The sequence below is a fragment of the Lactobacillus johnsonii genome, from assembly GCF_013487865.1.
Lineage (GTDB): Bacteria > Bacillota > Bacilli > Lactobacillales > Lactobacillaceae > Lactobacillus > Lactobacillus johnsonii_A.
The window spans coordinates 551,183-568,608 of record NZ_CP047409.1 but is presented as its reverse complement, the minus strand read 5'-3'; the positions used below and the strand labels follow the sequence as shown (position 1 = coordinate 568,608).

Genomic DNA, 17,426 nt, shown 5'->3' with positions numbered 1-17,426 from the left:
TTTATTATGAGCGATTTGAACCAAGACAACAAATAAAGTACACTGCTATCATAAATCTAAATTGTATAAAGGAATTGATCCTTTAACGATTGAAGAAGTATCATGAGATTCGGAAAAATAGAAAACTCGATTATCATTCTTGGTGGAAGTCTTTTACTTTAGGGCTTTTATCATTAGGAGCTAGTGGAAGTATTGGAGCTGAAGCTTCAACTACTGTTTTTACCGCGGGAATGATAAACTGGCGCGGAGGTAAAATTTTCCCGGCAATTTTTGCTAGCATCGCTGTTGGTACTGCAATTGCTCAATTCATCCCTATTCAACCAGCAATTACTGTATCATTAGCAGTAGTTGCTAGCGTCACTATTATTTTAGAAAAGCCACTCCTTACAGCTATCTTGTTAATTTTTTTATTACCAATTCCTTTAGCTCCACTTATTTTTATTACTGCCTACATAGTTATGTTGATACACAAATTTCTTCTGAAAAAAATTGATTTAAAATCCTTAATTTACTAAATTAATGGTAGAATTAGAACAATTTAAGAGAAAGAAGGTATTCAATTATGGCTGCCACGACAGAAGACAATTATCAACTATTATTAAAACAAGCCCAAGCCCTAGTTGAAGGAGAAAAAGATTGGATTGCAAATACAGCAAATATTTCGGCTTTATTGTTTAATTCACTTAATAATGTTAACTTTGCCGGCGTATATCGTTATGATAACCAAGAATTGATTCTTGGCCCTTTTCAAGGAAAGCCAGCTTGTGTTCATATCCAAATTGGTAAAGGGGTATGCGGAACAACCGCAAAAGAAAAGCAAACTCAAATTATAAAAAATGTATATGAGTTTGTTGGACATATTGCCTGTGATAGTGAATCAAATTCTGAAATTGTTGTCCCTATTTTTAAAACAAGCGGCGATTTATGGGGAGTTTTTGATTTCGATTCAACTAAATTAGCTAACTTCGATGAGTTAGATCAAAAATACTTAGAAAAAATTTCTAAGGTATTTAAATTCTAAAAATTAATTATTTAACACTATAAACACAAAAAGCTCCACAATGGAGCTTTTTCTTCTAGTTAGATTTCTTTCAATGCTTGATCAATTGGTGTATTTCCACTACTCATTGGAATAACCTTATCAATAGTATTTGGATATTTTAAAATTTCAGCCAATGTTTTAGCAACGTCAGGTATAGGATTGGAGTCAGTTGGTCCAACATCAAGTTTGATTTTGCCTGTTCCGGCTTCTTCGGTGAGATTCGTAGGGTGCAAAATCGTATATTCAAGATTAGTTGAATCCATTAAATAAGTATCTGCAAAGAATTTAGCAGCTAAATAGTCTTCAAGCCCAAGAATCTTCTTCCATGAATCCACATCTAAACTAAGCATTGAACTGAGCATAATATAGCGCTTAACACCTGCTTTTTCAGCAGCCATCATAGTTTTAATTGCTCCCATAGCATCAGTTTGGATAAGGTCTTTACCACGAGATCCAGCAGTAAAGTAAATAACATCAAAGCCTTTTACTTGTTTAGTAATATCTTCTACATCAGCATGTAAATCAAGCTTATCAGGTGTTACACCATCAAGTTTAATAATATTTTCTGGATGACGAGCTGCGGCTGTCACTGTATTACCATCAGCTACTAAATCTTTAATTAAGTCTGTAGCTACTCTTCCGGAGCCACCAAAAATAAATATTTTAGCCATAATTTTTCCTCCTCGAAAAAACTTACAGCTTTATCATAACTTACTTTTTATTAGTAGTTCAAAATTTACATTTATTTTTTAGTAATAAAATTAAGTAATTTAAACATTACCTCTTTATTCTCTCTCGGTACACCATGAGCAATAATTTCTTCAGCAGTCTGATTTAGATCATTATTTTCAAGTGGATACTCACTATCGTTAATAGCAATTTCGCGGACATTATCTTCTTCAGGCTCAAAATGAAACTGTAAGCCGATAACATTATCCCTTAGCAAAAAACCTTGATTTTTTACTAAATCACTTGAAAATAAGAGTTTTGCACCTACAGGAATTTCAAACATTTGTTGGTGCCAATGAAGGGCTGTTAATTCTTTAGGAATATCAGGTATTGTTGTATCTTTTAGGTAAACTGGCGCCCAGCCCACTTCCTTATGAGGAGCATCTGAAATCTTAGCTCCCGTAGTCATTGCGATTTGCTGTGCACCAAAACAAGCCCCAAACATCGGTTTACCAGCATCAAGTATTTTTTTAATTAGAACTCTTTCTTTTTTTATCCACTCTAGATTATCATTTGGACTCATGGGGCCACCTAGAATTACGAGTAGATCTGTTTCATTAGCAGTTGGCAATTTACCAAAAGTTTCAGGGTGATATACATATAGTTCATGATGGTGACTATCTGCCCAAGTTTTAATTGCTCCGGGCCCCTCGTTTGGAGTATGTTGCAATACATTAACGCGCATTATTTATCCCTTTAACTAGCATAAACTTCATGCTTTAAAATTCCGACATAAGGCAAGTTTCTATACAAGCCATTGTAATCTAATCCATAGCCAACTAAAAACTCATCAGGAGCCTTAAAACCATAATAATCTGCATGAAAATCTACGACGCGTGTTTCAGGCTTATCAAGCATCGATACAACTTCTACGCTTTTAGCCCCACGTTCTTTCATTATTTCACTAAGTGCCTGCAAAGTACGTCCCGTATCAATAATATCTTCCATAAAAATTACTGGACGATTCTTTACATCTGACTTAATATCTTGCGTAATCTTTACTTTTCCTGTTGAGTGGCTTCCTACATAACTAGATGCCTTAATAGGATCAATCGTTAGCTTAAAACTTAATCGCTTAATCATATCACTAGCAAAAATCATTGCTCCATTTAAGACTGGAACGATAATTGGCTCTTCATTTTTATATTTTTTATTTAATTCAGCAGCCATTTCATCCATACGATTGTTTAAATCATTTTGAGTATACAATACACTTTCGATATCGTTATTCATTCTTTAATTCCTCTTTATTAAAATCGTCAATGATGAAATTCTAACATAAATCCGATGATTTTTTTAGTCTTTTTACACTTATTTATTAATTATTTTTACTACTAATAATTATATTGTTCGTATTTTATAAATAAAGAAAAATTATTTATATTTTTTTAGATTTTATCTTAAATATAAGTCACAAAAAATTCACAAAATTACTCTTAATATTGATATCAATCAAGTAAGAAAGGAATGGTTTAAATGACATTATTAATTTTAGGTATTAGTGTTGTAGCATTACTTGCTACCAACGCAGTAATTATAAATAAACCAGTTCCAGTTCCTGTAAAGGTTCGTAGGAAATAAATCCATAATTTATTCTTCATTTTCCTCTACATTTTAGTATTAAAAACCCTCGTTGACTTCAGATCAACGAGGTTTTTTGCTTTACTTTTGATTTCTTTGATAACTATTTTTTTGAAAGCGATATCATTAACTATGCTTGTATATCATAGCTAACCTGCATTATCTCAAGATTTTTTCAAATGCCTTACTAAAAGATGCTTTTTCTATATCCTTACTAATGAAATAAATAGTAGCCTGATCTTTAAAAACTGAAAAGGCAATTCGAGCCGATCCAATAGTACCAAGATTTAATCGAAATTCATAAATTTTTTGTCCCTTAATTCTTTTTCTACTGGCCAATTTAATCTTTGTCATACCAGTGGTAACTTCTTTAACAATGGCTTTTTCAATTAAATTCTTGATTATCTTTTTTTGACTACTATATTTTTTAAAAAAGCTTTTACATCCACGAGCATCAAATATTATTTGCATTTTTTCACACTTAAGCCAATAAAAAAAGACCTCAAAAATGAGGTCTTTTTAATATAATTTTTGATTATTCTTCGTTTAATGAAGCTTCATCAAATTGAACTGATGATTCCTTTGAGTCGATTGGTGCAGTACCCATCCATGAAATCATTTCCTTCATAGAATCAGTAATTGCGTCAGTACCAGCTCTCAAAAGCTTACGTGGGTCGTAACCCTTGTTGCCCTTGTCTAAGTCCATCTTGTCTTCGATGTACTTACGAGTTGCAGCTTGGAATGCTAATTGGAATTCAGTGTTGATGTTAATCTTAGCAATACCTAATTGAATTGCCTTTTCGATTTGGTCTTGAGGAATTCCTGAACCACCGTGAAGAACAAGTGGTTCGTTTGGAACTGCTTCTGCAATTTCCTTCAAACGATCGAAGTTTAAGCCAGTCCAACCTTCTGGGTAAACACCATGGATGTTACCAATACCACAAGCAAGCTTGTCAACACCAGCAGCAACGAAAGTCTTAGCGTCTTCAACTGATGCTAATTCACCACCATCGGCACCTTGGTTTTCACCAATCTTACCGATTTCAGCTTCAACAGAGATACCTCTTTCGTGAGCTAACTTAACGATTTCCTTAGTTTTAGCTAAGTTTTCGTCAGTTGGTAAGTTGTGACCATCAAACATAACTGATGAGTAACCAAGTGCAATACATTCCTTAGCTGATTCAAAGTCACCGTGGTCCAAGTTCAAAATAACTGGAACATCGATATCCATGTTGTCCATTTCGTTAAGAACTAAGTCCTTAACAGTCTTGTAACCACCCATGTACTTAGCAGCACCAGTAGAAACTTGAATCAATAAAGGAGTTCTAGTTTCCTTAGCACCTCTTAAAAGTGCACGAGTCCATTCAAGGTTGTTAGTGTTGTATGCACCTACAGCGTAGTGGTTTTCACGAGCAGCTTTGAAAATGTCATTACCATTTACTAAATAAGCCATTAAAAAAATACCTCCTAAATTTTTAACACATCACTAGTTTAACCCATTAGTGCAAAAATTAACATACTTTAGCTTAAAAAAATTCGTGAATATTTTTATTTCAAAAAATACTACATTTCTTTAGGTGCATTTACACCTAAAAGTCTTAATGCTTCAGTTAAAACAATTGAAGTTGCTTGAACTAATGCAAGACGAGCATTTAGTTGATCATCTTCATCTAAAATTCTAACATTTGCATAATACTTATTAAATTTCTTACTTAAGTCCAAGGCATATTTTGCAATAATAGATGGTTCAAATTTTTCTGAAGCTTTTTCTACAATAGCAGGGAAATCAGCTAATGCTTTTGCAACTGCAAAGGACCAATCATCATTTAAGCTTAAATTATCCATTGAGATTTCTTTATTAGCTTTGCGTAAAATACTTTGAGCTCTAGCATTAGTGTATTGAACGTATGGACCAGTATCCCCTTCAAAACGAACAACTTCTTCCAAATCAAAATCAAAGTTATCCATTCTATCATTCTTTAGATCATGGAACACAACAGCGCCCACACCAACATCATGAGCAACTTGCTTCTTATTAGATAGATTTGGATTCTTTTCTTCAATTTGTTGTTCTGCTAAAGAAACTGCATCCTTTAAGACTTGGTCTAAGAAAACAACGTTTCCTTTTCTAGTAGATAATTTCTTTCCGCCTTGAGTAATCAAACCAAATGGAATGTGGTGAATGTTATCTGACCAGTCATAGCCCATCTTCTTCAAAACTTGTTTTAATTGCTTAAAGTGACCAGTTTGTTCACCACCAGCAACATATAATGACATAACAAAGTCATATTCTTTTTTACGATATAAGGCAGCAGCCAAATCACGCGTCATATAAAGACTAGAGCCATCAGATTTCAAGATTAAAGCTGGATTTTCATCTTCTCCCAAGTTAACAACTTGAGCTCCACGAGATTCTTCAAGTAAGCCCTTTTCTCTTAATTCATCAACTACTGGCTGCATTTTATCATTGAAAAATGCTTCCCCATTATATGAATCAAAGGTTACTCCTAATTCTTTATAGATACGGTTAAATTCTTGTAAAGAAACTTCACGGAACCATTTCCATAATTTGATTTCTTCTTCATCACCGTTTTCTAGTTTCTTAAAGGCAGCCCGTCCTTCATCTTCTAATTTAGGATCTTTTTCAGCTTCTTCATGGAATTTAACGTAGTAATGGAAAAGATTTGTGATTGGATCTTTCTTCACATCTTCCTCATTACCCCATAAACGATAAGCCGTAATTAATTTACCAAATTGAGTACCATAGTCCCCAAGATAATTAATTTTAATTGGAGTATAACCAACTTTTTTCAAAGTCTTAGCAATTGAGTTACCAATAACTGTGGAACGTAAGTGTCCCATTGACATTGGTTTAGCAATATTAGGAGAGGACATGTCAATTGGAACATTTCCTTCTCCAAGTTTTTGATCACCAAAATGTTCTTTTTCAGTTAGAACATCATTTAAAGTTGCATTGACTAATTTAGCATGGTCAATTGCGAAGTTTACATATGGTCCAACTGCCTGAATACTGGTGAAATTATCATCACTAATTTTTTCTGCAATATCCTTAGCAATTAAAGCCGGATTTTTATGTTCAATTTTAGCCAAAGCAAATGCTGGAAAAGCATAATCACCCATCTTAGGATTCTTTGGTCTTTCAATTAACATAGAAATTTTTTCTTTAGGTAAATCTACCTGTTCACTAACTAAATCAACGACTTTTTGTTTAAAATCCACTTATAACACCTCTTGCATAAAAAAAGTCTCTTCCTAGTAAACTAGAAAGAGACGAGAAAGTTCCCGCGGTACCACTCTACTTGATACAAAGTATCCGCTTATTAATTGATTTTAAATTTAAAGTTAAACACGCCTTCATATTGCCCTATTATCTAACTCCCACCAACCATAGACTCGCTGAATATAAATGCAACACTACTACTTTTAACCTTTTGTCATGAAGATTATATCAGCAAACTTAGGGAAAGTGCAATATTAAATCGAATGCATAGTAAAATTTTAATTAAAACAATAACTTAATAACTTTTGGGTCTCCACAAACCGTTCATTATCATTTTCAGCACCTAAAATTACTGTAATTACTCTTTTTCCATTTTTATCTACTGTACAAGTAAAACACGAACCAGCACCATCAGTAGTACCCGTCTTTAAACCATCAACAGGAAATGTCGAATCATAGTATGAGAGGCCATTTAGCATCTTATTACTATTAGTCATAAGGGTATTTTGAAAATACGCTCTGGCTTGCTTTGTAGTGTTTAAAATTTCAGGATAATCAGTTATTAATTTTCTCGCTACAATTACCATATCATTAGCACTCATTTTATTTTCAACTGTTGTCGTCATCCCTAAAAAATTTTTCTTTTTCTCTGGTAAACCATCAACAGTTACGAATTTAGCATTATTGAGTTTCCATTTACGAGCTTGCTGGCGCATTTGATTTAGAAAATTTGTCTCGTTTCCACTAACTGCAATCGCGAGTAAACGGGCTGCATTATTTGCCGACTTTATTAAAGCTGCATCGTATAGCTCTCTTACCGTATATTTTTGTCCTAGCCTAAGTGGAACACTAGCATAATCTGGATTTGAGCCTAAGTCTACTATTTCTTGAGTTGGAGTAACGGTTGTGTCCCAAGATATCTTTTTCTCTTTAATTGCTTGTAAAGTTAAATAAACAGTTAAAAGCTTAGTCATTGAGGCAATCGGCAAGCTTTGATTAGCATTTTTAGCGTAAATGGTTGTTCCATCTTTTGCATTAATTGCTACGGCAGCTTTAACGTTTAAATCTACTTGGTCAGCATGATAGTTCGATTGCATTCTATTTGAGTTAAAATTGTTTTTCCATACAAAAAAACAAATAGCTGCCATTACAAATATAATTAACCATAAATACTTTTTCTTAGGTTTCTTCTTTGCATGCCTCATTCGGTCACCTAAATTCTCTTTATGCAATTTATTTCGTCTTTACTTAATCATTTTTCATATCGTTTCATTATTTCTGGGAAATAAGCCGATAATTGAGTTGGTCGAACAATATATTGTCTCTCTGCAATTTTATCAGCATCTAAAGAATGAATCCCTACGGCAGCTGCCACTGTTTCTAAGTTAGGCGTAAATTGACCACAAAATCCGCCAATAATTCCAGCTAATGTATCTCCCATTCCGCCAATAGCCATTCCTGGATTACCAAAAGGATTTAAATAAATATGCCCTGCTTGATCATAAACTTTAGTATGATTGGATTTCAAAACCAAAATTGCATTCTTATTTTTAACTAATTTATTCAAAGCTGCTTGATTTAGTTCATCACTTTGATCAGAAATTTTTATTCCACTTAATCGCTGCCATTCCATTTGATGAGGGGTAAAAATCAAAACTTTTGAACTTAATGGTAGTAAGTCATTTTGCTGACCAATTAAATCTAGTGCACTAGCATCTAAGATTAGTGTTTGCTTTAAGGTGATGTTATCTCTGACTAGTCCTAATATTTGTTGTGCTTTTTCATCTAATCCAAGACCCATTCCGCAAATTACTACATCAGAGCTTTTAATTAAATTTTTTAACTCTACGCTTTCATCCCAATTAAGAGCCATAATCTCTGGGTCTCTAGTATGTAACGCGGCAATATTGACTTGGTCTGTAGCAACTGTCACTAAACCTGCACCACTGTTCAATGCACCTTCTGCTGCCATAATCAGTGCTCCGCCATACTTTTTACTACCTCCAATTAGGAGTAAGCGGCCATAATTACCTTTATGGGTCGCACTTTTTCTTTTCTTTATTACTCTAGATATTAATTCTTGTGAAATAGATTCCATTTTATCCTATCCAAAAAAGCTCATCTAATCGATGAGCTTTACTTTAAATACTGTCATTATTTTCTTTTTCTGCAAGTTGCACTGCATACTTAGTTAATTTATCTGCAGCTACTTCACGTGCATCAGTTTGAACACTTAAAGCATAATGTTCCAAATTATCTCTAAGCTCCTGTGAAATTGTATTTTCGTATTTTCCTAATTCACTGTCACTAAATGGCTTAAGAAAATCAGTTATATTGTCAAATAAGCGCTCCATTGCATAACGCAATTTTTTATCATCAACACGTTTACTTGATGCAATCTGTTTTTTAATTCTTTCAAGGCTATGAATGGTATGTGGTAATAAAATATATTCATCTTTTCGTCTTTGCCAAATGATTACGCCATTGGTTTCAATATCATTTAAATTATTTTGTACTTCATCTAAATTACTATCTGGACCAAAAGAATAACTCAAAGAATTATCATCTAGGTAAGCTGCATAGTTATCATGCTTATCGTCTACATCCCCGTCGTAATTATCCAAAAAGTTACGAGCTGCATTAATATCATGTTGAATTTCTCTCTTTTGTGCTACGCTCAAGTATTCTGGATCATAATCTTGGTAAAGATGAGTACCCTCTTCAAACTGAACTAATAATTGTTCATTCTGTGCATCCTTTAATATCTTGTCAATTTTTTTATAGGTATCAGTTCCTAAATAAAAATCTTTCTCATCAATATCAAAATTGAAGTCATTATAACAAGTATCACGGAATCCTAGTAAAGTCATATATGTATCTTTTTTCAATTTTGTCCACCTCTTTCAATCGTTATTTTACTCTTTTTCTAGATAAGCAGGTAGTTTTTAATTCAAGATAGATTTTTATAACTTAACCTATTTATTGCGTTGTTCATCTAAAATTCTTTTAAAGTTTGATAATTGTTTTTTTCTTTGTTCACTAAAAGCTGTTGCTCCTGAATTCACATAGGCTTTAAAAAGTTTTCTTATTATTGGTTTCCAAACATTCTTTTGAGTAGAATTATTTTTTATCAAACGAGTAGCTAATTTATATGTCGTCTTAGGCGTTAACAGCTTCCTGAAATAAATTTGATTAGTGTCACTCACGGTTAGATATAGCATTTCAATAAAATCTTTTCTTTCCGTATCGTTTGTATTTTTTAGCCATTCAGCAATTGCCTTCCAGGAAACTTCAGATGTGCTATCTAATTGCTTTACGGTTGCAAATTGATCATCGATAACATGCCAAGTAAACATATCATGCTGGAGCAAACTATTTCCAGAAGCTGCCACAATAGTACAATAATCTTTTTCTCCAATCAGATCATCTTGTAAGATGCCAATCAATGAGCCTTGCGGAATATATTTATGAATCTTCCCCTTTAATTTTAAGAATCTATTCTTTAATCGTTCTTGATTATGAAAACCTGGTCCATCAAAACAGTCGATTCTAACAATATGTGACAGGTCGGATTCTTTTAGGTTCAATGCAACAGCAAAAGCTAAATTTCCGCCCTTTGAATGCCCACCAAGATAAAATTTCCCTGAAAACAAATTTTTGATTTTTCGATAATAAGAACGAGCAAAATAATGAGCTGGTACCCAATCATTAAAAGACATATTAAAATTTTCTTTCCAACCGATGGTAGTAGCCGTTGTTCCCCGATATGCAATATAGTATTGATCTTCTGCAATACAAAATGTAACAGCATTAAATTGCATTTGTGTTTTTGCATCTACTTTACTAACCACATTGCGCCAACATAGTTTTTTAAAGCGGGGATTTTCTAGCATAATCTTGATTAACTTTTCAGTATTCTTTCCACCGAGATTCCCTTGAGTTAAAGTCTTAATCTCTTCATCAGAAGCCAAACTTTGTAAACTATGATGCTGAGGAAGAGTATCAAAATTACAATACGCTAATTGAGAAAAAATCATGCTATCTACTTCATTTAAGGGAAATTCATTAAAACTTCGCTTCTCTTTTGCAGCATATACAAGCATATTATCCAATTTTTCTTCCTCACTTTCCCGGAAAATATTATATAATAGCCTTCCTTGGCAGGGGCAAAAAAGGAAACTTAGGTAAGTATCTTACTCAAGTTTCCTTTTTCTCTTTTAAACTCTAATATGTAATTTTTCTAATACCCTATCAACTTTTGGTCCAATGATCTTTTGAGCTAAACCAAATTTCACTGTTAAAAAGGCATAAAGTAAGCCACCAATAATTACCGCAAGTGTAACAAGAACAAATGAGGTTGGCCTACGTTCAGGTGAAATGATTTTTCCACCGAAATTAACTACCCCGGTAACTATCACAAACATTGCCATTGAAAAAATTGCAATTCCAATAAACCGTCTTGATGTACGACTACTATTATATCTGTATCTAACTTTTAAGTGCTTTAAAGAAAGCCAGATGGTAATAATCAAGCCAATATTTGTAGCTAAGAGTGGTCCATATACTTTAAAGAATTCAATCATCGGAAGTTGGACAGCAAATTTAATGATAATTCCTAACACCAGGTACTTTATAGCTAGTCCGTTCTCTGATAGACCTTGTAAAATTGCCATTAAAACTGTAAATAGGCCTAAACTAATTGCCGTAAATGATGATAAGTACAAGACATTTGAACCTAGTTGATCGTAGCCATAAAAAATTGTATAAATCGGCGTTGCAATAGCAGCCATACCCAATGAAGCTGGAATCATAACAAACAAAAATAATTCCAAGGTGTTTTCAATTTGGCTAGAAATGCTGGCATAATCACGTCGTGCATGGGCACCTGATAAAAGCGGAATAGCAGTTACTGACATTGCAGTTGCTAAAGATACAATAATCATGATTAATTTATTTGCATTTAATCCAAATAAGGCATACCATGATTCAATTTGATCAGAACTAGCATGAACAAACATAGCAATCATTGGATGGAAGGTATACTGGTCAATTAATTGGAACAAGGTAATTCCAGAGTCAATGATGATAAATGGAATAGATTGATTAATAATCTCCCAGAAAATTCCAGCAGTAGAAATTTTAATTGCATGATTTGATTGCTTCATTAATGCATTTAGTTCATTTCGTCTACGATATAAAAAACATACTAAGAGCAAAATTCCAAATACCGCACCAATAGCTGCAGCTAAATTTGATTGAACTACTGCATGAACATAAGATCCATGTTGAACTTGCATAATAATATAAGCAGTCAATAGCATCCATATTACACGTGCCAATTGTTCAACAAATTGAGACATAGCTGGAGGCATCATATCTGCATAACCTTGAAAATACCCACGCATGATACTCAAAATTGGAATAATTAAAACTGCATAAGAAAGACTTCTCATCACAGCAACTTGACGCGGATCACTTTTAGCCCCATGCAAAAGGGCACCAATGATATCATCAGTAGCTAAAATTGGAGCACCAAAGTACATAATTGCTGCACAAATCACACCAAACATGGCCATCAAAATTAAGCCGCGTCTAAACAGTTTTCGCCCAATATCATATTCATTTAAAGCATTATATTTTGCTACCTGCTTGGCAACCGCTCCGGGAATACCTGCGGTAGAAATAATAATAAATAAACTATAAATGTTATAGCTTTTCGCTGTTAAAGCATTGGCAATATTTCCATGACTTCCCATCCAGGCATACCATGGAATAATATACAATGCTCCTAAAATTCGTGACACAATAGAGCCAAAAGTCATCCATGCGGAGCCTTTGACCATTGTCTCTTTAGTATTTTTAGTATTGTTTTCCATAAAGATAAATTTTCCCTATATCCAGTTAAGCGTCTGAATTATATATTACTCATTAATGTAAATTGTATTTACAAATATTAATTATTTAGGAAAAACTTAAATTACTTAGCAACAATATTAACAATCTTGTTTGGAATAACGATGACTTTCTTGACGTCTTTTCCATCTAAGAATTTTTGAACATGATCAAGAGCAAGAGCTTCTTTTTCTAAGGTATCTTTATCGCTATCCTTAGCAGCCTTAAATTTACCACGAAGCTTACCATTAACTTGAACCATAATTTCAACTGTTGATTCAACTAATTTTGCAGGATCATATTCTGGCCATTTAGCATATGCAAGAGATTCATCATGACCAAATACTGACCAGATTTCTTCCATCATGTGAGGTGCAACAGGAGCAAGAAGTTGTACAAATCCTTCTGCATATTCACGTGGAATAGTCTTAGCTTTTTGAGCTGCATTCATAAAGACCATCATTTGACTGATTGCAGTATTAAAGTGTAAAGCTTCAAAGTCTTCTGTAACCTTTTTGACAGTCTCGGCATATACCTTATCAAGTTCGCCATCATTTTCGTCAACAATTTTTTCTTGAGGGATTGCCTTTAGGTCAAGATCGTTAACAAATAAGCGCCATACACGATCTAAGAATTTCTTAGTAGAGGCAGGACCATTATCATCCCAATCAATTGAAGCATCTAATGGACCCATGAACATTTCGTACATTCTAAGTGAATCTGCACCATATTCATCGATTACTTCATCAGGGTTAACAACATTTCCTTTAGACTTAGACATCTTTTCATGATTCTTTAAAATCAAACCTTGATTATAAAGCTTTTGGAACGGCTCTTTAGTTGGTACAACACCTAAGTCATAAAGAACCTTGTGCCAAAATCTAGCATAGAGTAAGTGACGAACAGCGTGTTCTGCCCCACCAATGTAAAGATCTACAGGGAGCCACTTCTTAAGTAAATCATAGTCAGCCAATTCTTTATCGTTATGTGGATCAATATAGCGTAAGTAGTACCAACTTGAACCTGCCCAGTTAGGCATAGTATTAGTTTCACGCTTACCTTTTCGACCATTTTCATCAACAACGTTTACCCAATCAGTCAAATTGGCAAGTGGACTTTCTGGAGTACCTGATGGCTTAATGTCAGTTGCATGTGGCAAACGTAATGGTAATTCATCTTCTGGCACTAGTGAAGTAGTACCATCTTCCCAGTGAATTACAGGAATTGGTTCACCCCAGTAACGTTGACGACTAAAGTCCCAGTCACGAAGTTTATAGTTAACCTTCTTTTCACCTACATTGTGATCTTCAAGCCACTCAATCATTCTCTTCTTAGCTTCTTCATTGTTTAAGCCATCTAAGAATTCAGAATTGATGTGTTTACCATCTCCACCAAATGCTTCTTTTTCTAAATTTCCACCTTCAATAACTCGATTGATTGGCAAACCAAATTTAGTTGCAAAAGCATAGTCACGATCATCATGAGCTGGTACCGCCATTACTGCACCAGTACCATAACTTGCTAAAACATAATCAGAAATCCAAATTGGAACTTCTTTTCCATTTACTGGGTTAACTGCATAGGCACCAGTAAAGACACCGGTCTTGTCTTTATTTAGATCAGTTCTTTCTAGATCAGACTTTGATTCAATTTTCTTAATGTAAGCATCCACAGCTTCTTTTTGTTCAGGAGTTGTAATTTCTTGAACTAACTTACTTTCAGGAGCTAAGACAGTGTAACTAACACCAAATAAGGTATCAGGACGTGTAGTAAACACATCAAATGTTTTATCACTATCTTTAACCTTAAAAGTAACTTGAGCTCCTTCTGAGCGACCAATCCAGTTTCTTTGCATTTCTTTAACTGGCTCTGGCCAATCTAAATCATCTAAATCTTCGAGCAAGCGATCAGCATAAGCTGTCATCTTAAGCATCCATTGACGCATATTTCGACGGTAAACTGGATAGCCACCACGTTCAGTCTTACCATCAACAATTTCTTCATTTGCAACAACTGTGCCTAGATCTGGAGACCAGTTAACAGGAACCTCGGCTTCATAAGCCAAGCCCTTCTTATACATTTGTTCAAAAACCCATTGAGTCCACTTATAATAATTTGGATCAGAAGTAGTAACTTCACGATCCCAATCATATGAAAAGCCAAGCTTATTCAGCTGCTTTTTAAAGTTAGCAATATTTTCTTTAGTAACTTTTTCTGGGTCTTCACCGGTCTTTAAGGCATATTGTTCAGTTGGAAGACCAAATGCATCCCAACCCATTGGGTGAAGTACGTTATAGTCTTGGGCTCTCTTCATTCTTGAAACAATATCAGTTGCAGTATATCCTTCTGGGTGTCCTACATGAAGACCTTTACCAGATGGAAATGGGAACATATCTAAAGCATAATAATTCTTTTTCTTAGGATCAGTGCCTGTCTTAAAAGTATCATGCTCAGCCCAGTATTTTTGCCACTTTTTTTCTACAGTTTTGTGATTATACAAAAATATCTCTCCTTAAAACTAAAAAACGTCCTATGATTAAAATCATAGGACGAAGTTAATTTCGCGTTACCACCTAAGTTCCACACATACAATGTGTGACACTCGTGCCCCTTAACGCGGAAGGCAAACGATAGACTGTCGTTAGGGCAAGTTCACAGCATCATTGTTAAGCTTTACACCAACCAGCTCATCTCTAATAACAACTCTGACTTGTTACTACTCCCTAGTCTTTATTTTTTGATGGATAATGATTATAATTTACCACATCTACTAGAAATTACAAGGGGAGAAATTTTTTTGAAAAAGAAATATAACAATTTAACTATCCACGATACCCTTATTCCTGGATTTATTTTTTTAATTCTTTATGTAATTTGGGCACTCTTGGTCATTTATAAAAATCCTTTTATACATTCTTTTGACCAAACTATTATTCATCTAGTTTCTAACAACAATCCTACTAATATAGCGATTGCCACTAAATTAACAGTAATTGGTAATACTAGTACTTTAACCATTGCTACGATAATTTTATTTATTGGTTTGATGATTGCCAAAAGATTCGCCTATGCTTTCTTCTCAGCCGGCTTAATGATCTGTGCCAATGGTTATAACTGGATTACAAAACATGCCGTTGAACGTCATCGCCCCTTAGTTCACCATTTAGTTTTTGCTGATGGTTATAGCTTTCCATCGGGCCACTCAGTAGGTAGTGCAACTTTCTTTGGTATTCTAATAGTTTTAACTATCCTTTTAGTAAAAAATAAACCCTGGCGCGCTATTTTAATTATTATTTGGAGTATTTTCCCACTTTTTATTGGTTATACTAGGATCTTCTGTCATGTCCACTATCCTTCAGATGTACTTGGTGGATGGCTAGAAGGTACAACATTTGTTTTACTTGGCTTTTCAGTTTTATACCACCTCTATTTAAAAAAGAATAAATAAAAAAATGCTAACTGAGTCAAAACCATACTGAAGTGCCTCATAATTGTTAGACATAAAATCTAATAATTATGAGGTATTTTTTTATGACCAAATATTCGACTGAATTAAAAATTGAAATTGTTTCCAAATATTTAAATCATGAAGATTCAATAAAAGGTTTAGCTAAACAATATAATATTCATTGGACTCTTATTCGTAGGTGGGTTGATAAGGCTAAGTGTCAAGGTTTAGCTGCCTTATCTGTTAAACATACTAAAACTACTTATTCTTCTGACTTTAGGCTAAATGTGGTACGCTACTACTTAACACATTCTATTGGAGTTTCAAAGGTAGCGGCTAAGTTTAATATTAGTGATTCTCAAGTATACAATTGGGCTAAAAAGTTCAATGAAGAAGGATACGCTAACAGAAAGGTCGGCCTAGGAAAGTGCCTAAAAAGAGTAAGAAGACAACTAAAAAGTTAGAACTTAGTGAAAAGCAAAAGTATAAAGAAAAAATTCTTAAGCAGGAAGCTGAATTAGAAAGACTTAGAGTGGAAAATCTTGTCTTAAAAAAAGTGGCTGCCCGATATCCACGTTATCCAACAAACAAAAAACACAATTAATACAGGATATTCGGGCAAAACACCATCAAATTAAACTTAAGGTCTTATTTAAGGTGCTTAAATTAAATAGAAAGACTTACTATGACAATGTAAAAAATAGAATTAATCAAGCTGATAAGTATGCTTTAGTAAAAGAGAAGATTCAAGAAATCTATTATGGCTATGAAGGACAAGAAACATATGGTTATCGTCCTATGTGGGGAGCGTTAAGAGATGAAGGATTTAAATTTTCTCTAGAAACAGTACGTAAGTTAATGAGAAGTTTAGGAATAAAAACAACAATTTATCATAAAAATACTGGTAAATATAGTTCGTATAAGGGTAATGTAGGAAAGAAAGCACCAAATATCCTAAATCAAACTTTTGATGAAACTATCCCCTATAAAGTTCTTCATACCGATGTAACCGAATATAAACTAACTAACGGCAAGAAAGTTTATATTTCTCCTGTAGTAGATAAAGCTTCTTTGGAGATTCTAGCTTGTGCAGTAAGTTACTCTCCTGAAATGAAAACTATTTATAATATGCTAGATGAACTAGCAGATAATCTTCCACCAGGAGCTGCTCCTATCCTTCATTCAGATCAAGGCTTTCAATATCAGAATCCAGGCTATCAGGCTCGACTAAAGAAAATGAATATAATTCAAAGCATGTCCCGAAAAGGAAATTGTCATGATAATGCACCAGGAGAAACGATATTTAATCTAATGAAGAGAGAAAAACTGAATCGACTTAAGATTGGAAGTTTAGAAGAGATGAAGGAAATTCTGAAAGATTATATTTATTGGTTTAACAATGTTAGAAGATCAAACAAATTAAAATACACGACTCCTGTAAAATACAGAAATCGTGTATTATCAAATCTTTAAAATTTTATAAATGTCTAACT

Annotated in this window: 15 protein-coding genes and 1 pseudogene; 4 read left to right on the top strand and 12 right to left on the bottom strand. The window is 33.8% G+C overall.

Annotation, left to right across the window (positions count from 1 at the left end; genetic code table 11):
• The first annotated feature begins 89 nt into the window (after positions 1–89).
• The gene (locus GTO82_RS02690; RefSeq protein ID WP_260983175.1) at positions 90–515 is read left to right on the top strand and encodes a hypothetical protein; all 426 of its coding nucleotides are present in this window, start codon (positions 90–92) and stop codon (positions 513–515) included.
• 47 nt (positions 516–562) lie between these two features.
• On the top strand, positions 563–1,021 hold the full coding sequence (locus tag GTO82_RS02685) for a GAF domain-containing protein (protein ID WP_180873644.1): 459 nt from the start codon (positions 563–565) through the stop codon (positions 1,019–1,021).
• A 59-nt stretch (positions 1,022–1,080) separates the two neighbouring features.
• Here the strand turns inward: GTO82_RS02685 and GTO82_RS02680 are convergent, their stop codons facing one another.
• The 12 genes from GTO82_RS02680 to leuS form a co-directional block, all read right to left on the bottom strand.
• A complete protein-coding gene (locus GTO82_RS02680) occupies positions 1,081–1,713 on the bottom strand; it encodes an NAD(P)H-binding protein (protein ID WP_180873643.1) in 633 nt (210 codons plus the stop codon).
• Positions 1,714–1,784: 71 nt separating this feature from the next.
• Entirely contained in the window at positions 1,785–2,456 is a 672-nt protein-coding gene (locus tag GTO82_RS02675) for a type 1 glutamine amidotransferase (RefSeq protein ID WP_180873642.1), read from the bottom strand.
• An 11-nt stretch (positions 2,457–2,467) separates the two neighbouring features.
• Positions 2,468–3,004: a hypoxanthine phosphoribosyltransferase gene (hpt, locus tag GTO82_RS02670; RefSeq protein WP_180873641.1), complete on the bottom strand. Its 537-nt coding sequence runs from the start codon at positions 3,002–3,004 to the stop codon at positions 2,468–2,470.
• 507 nt (positions 3,005–3,511) lie between these two features.
• Positions 3,512–3,823 carry a hypothetical protein gene (locus GTO82_RS02665; protein WP_180873640.1) on the bottom strand — a complete coding sequence of 104 codons (312 nt, stop codon included), beginning with the start codon at positions 3,821–3,823 and terminating at the stop codon, positions 3,512–3,514.
• A 64-nt stretch (positions 3,824–3,887) separates the two neighbouring features.
• A complete protein-coding gene (locus tag GTO82_RS02660) occupies positions 3,888–4,805 on the bottom strand; it encodes a class II fructose-bisphosphate aldolase (protein ID WP_004896844.1) in 918 nt (305 codons plus the stop codon).
• A gap of 110 nt (positions 4,806–4,915) precedes the next feature.
• Positions 4,916–6,592 carry an arginine--tRNA ligase gene (gene argS / locus GTO82_RS02655; protein WP_180873639.1) on the bottom strand — a complete coding sequence of 559 codons (1,677 nt, stop codon included), beginning with the start codon at positions 6,590–6,592 and terminating at the stop codon, positions 4,916–4,918.
• A 279-nt stretch (positions 6,593–6,871) separates the two neighbouring features.
• Complete coding sequence (locus tag GTO82_RS02650; RefSeq protein WP_180874070.1) at positions 6,872–7,798, bottom strand: D-alanyl-D-alanine carboxypeptidase family protein; 927 nt, start codon at positions 7,796–7,798, stop codon at positions 6,872–6,874.
• 47 nt (positions 7,799–7,845) lie between these two features.
• The gene (locus GTO82_RS02645; RefSeq protein WP_180873638.1) at positions 7,846–8,691 is read right to left on the bottom strand and encodes an NAD(P)H-hydrate dehydratase; all 846 of its coding nucleotides are present in this window, start codon (positions 8,689–8,691) and stop codon (positions 7,846–7,848) included.
• 43 nt (positions 8,692–8,734) lie between these two features.
• Positions 8,735–9,481, bottom strand: coding sequence for a hypothetical protein (locus GTO82_RS02640; RefSeq protein ID WP_023599321.1), 747 nt, complete (start codon positions 9,479–9,481; stop codon positions 8,735–8,737).
• A gap of 87 nt (positions 9,482–9,568) precedes the next feature.
• Positions 9,569–10,705: a DUF2974 domain-containing protein gene (locus tag GTO82_RS02635; protein WP_180873637.1), complete on the bottom strand. Its 1,137-nt coding sequence runs from the start codon at positions 10,703–10,705 to the stop codon at positions 9,569–9,571.
• Between the two features lie 105 nt (positions 10,706–10,810).
• A complete protein-coding gene (locus tag GTO82_RS02630; protein WP_180873636.1) occupies positions 10,811–12,469 on the bottom strand; it encodes a putative polysaccharide biosynthesis protein in 1,659 nt (552 codons plus the stop codon).
• A gap of 101 nt (positions 12,470–12,570) precedes the next feature.
• Positions 12,571–14,985, bottom strand: coding sequence for a leucine--tRNA ligase (gene leuS, locus GTO82_RS02625; RefSeq protein ID WP_180873635.1), 2,415 nt, complete (start codon positions 14,983–14,985; stop codon positions 12,571–12,573).
• Positions 14,986–15,225: 240 nt separating this feature from the next.
• Between leuS and GTO82_RS02620 the strand changes: the two genes are divergently transcribed.
• Both GTO82_RS02620 and GTO82_RS02615 read left to right on the top strand, forming a co-directional pair.
• Positions 15,226–15,933 (top strand): phosphatase PAP2 family protein, encoded by a 708-nt coding sequence (locus GTO82_RS02620; protein ID WP_180873634.1) that lies wholly within the window; start codon positions 15,226–15,228, stop codon positions 15,931–15,933.
• Positions 15,934–16,016: 83 nt separating this feature from the next.
• Positions 16,017–17,406: pseudogene (locus GTO82_RS02615) on the top strand (IS3 family transposase).
• Positions 17,407–17,426: the final 20 nt, after the last annotated feature.

Bases quoted from the DNA above. Each gene is read 5' to 3' on its own strand.
- GTO82_RS02685 (WP_180873644.1), top strand. From the start codon at position 563: ATGGCTGCCACGACAGAAGACAATTATCAACTATTATTAAAACAAGCC.
- GTO82_RS02680 (WP_180873643.1), bottom strand. From the start codon at position 1,713: ATGGCTAAAATATTTATTTTTGGTGGCTCCGGAAGAGTAGCTACAGAC.
- GTO82_RS02675 (WP_180873642.1), bottom strand. From the start codon at position 2,456: ATGCGCGTTAATGTATTGCAACATACTCCAAACGAGGGGCCCGGAGCA.
- hpt (WP_180873641.1), bottom strand. From the start codon at position 3,004: ATGAATAACGATATCGAAAGTGTATTGTATACTCAAAATGATTTAAAC.
- GTO82_RS02665 (WP_180873640.1), bottom strand. From the start codon at position 3,823: ATGCAAATAATATTTGATGCTCGTGGATGTAAAAGCTTTTTTAAAAAA.
- GTO82_RS02660 (WP_004896844.1), bottom strand. From the start codon at position 4,805: ATGGCTTATTTAGTAAATGGTAATGACATTTTCAAAGCTGCTCGTGAA.
- GTO82_RS02650 (WP_180874070.1), bottom strand. From the start codon at position 7,798: ATGAGGCATGCAAAGAAGAAACCTAAGAAAAAGTATTTATGGTTAATT.
- GTO82_RS02645 (WP_180873638.1), bottom strand. From the start codon at position 8,691: ATGGAATCTATTTCACAAGAATTAATATCTAGAGTAATAAAGAAAAGA.
- GTO82_RS02630 (WP_180873636.1), bottom strand. From the start codon at position 12,469: ATGGAAAACAATACTAAAAATACTAAAGAGACAATGGTCAAAGGCTCC.
- GTO82_RS02620 (WP_180873634.1), top strand. From the start codon at position 15,226: ATGGATAATGATTATAATTTACCACATCTACTAGAAATTACAAGGGGA.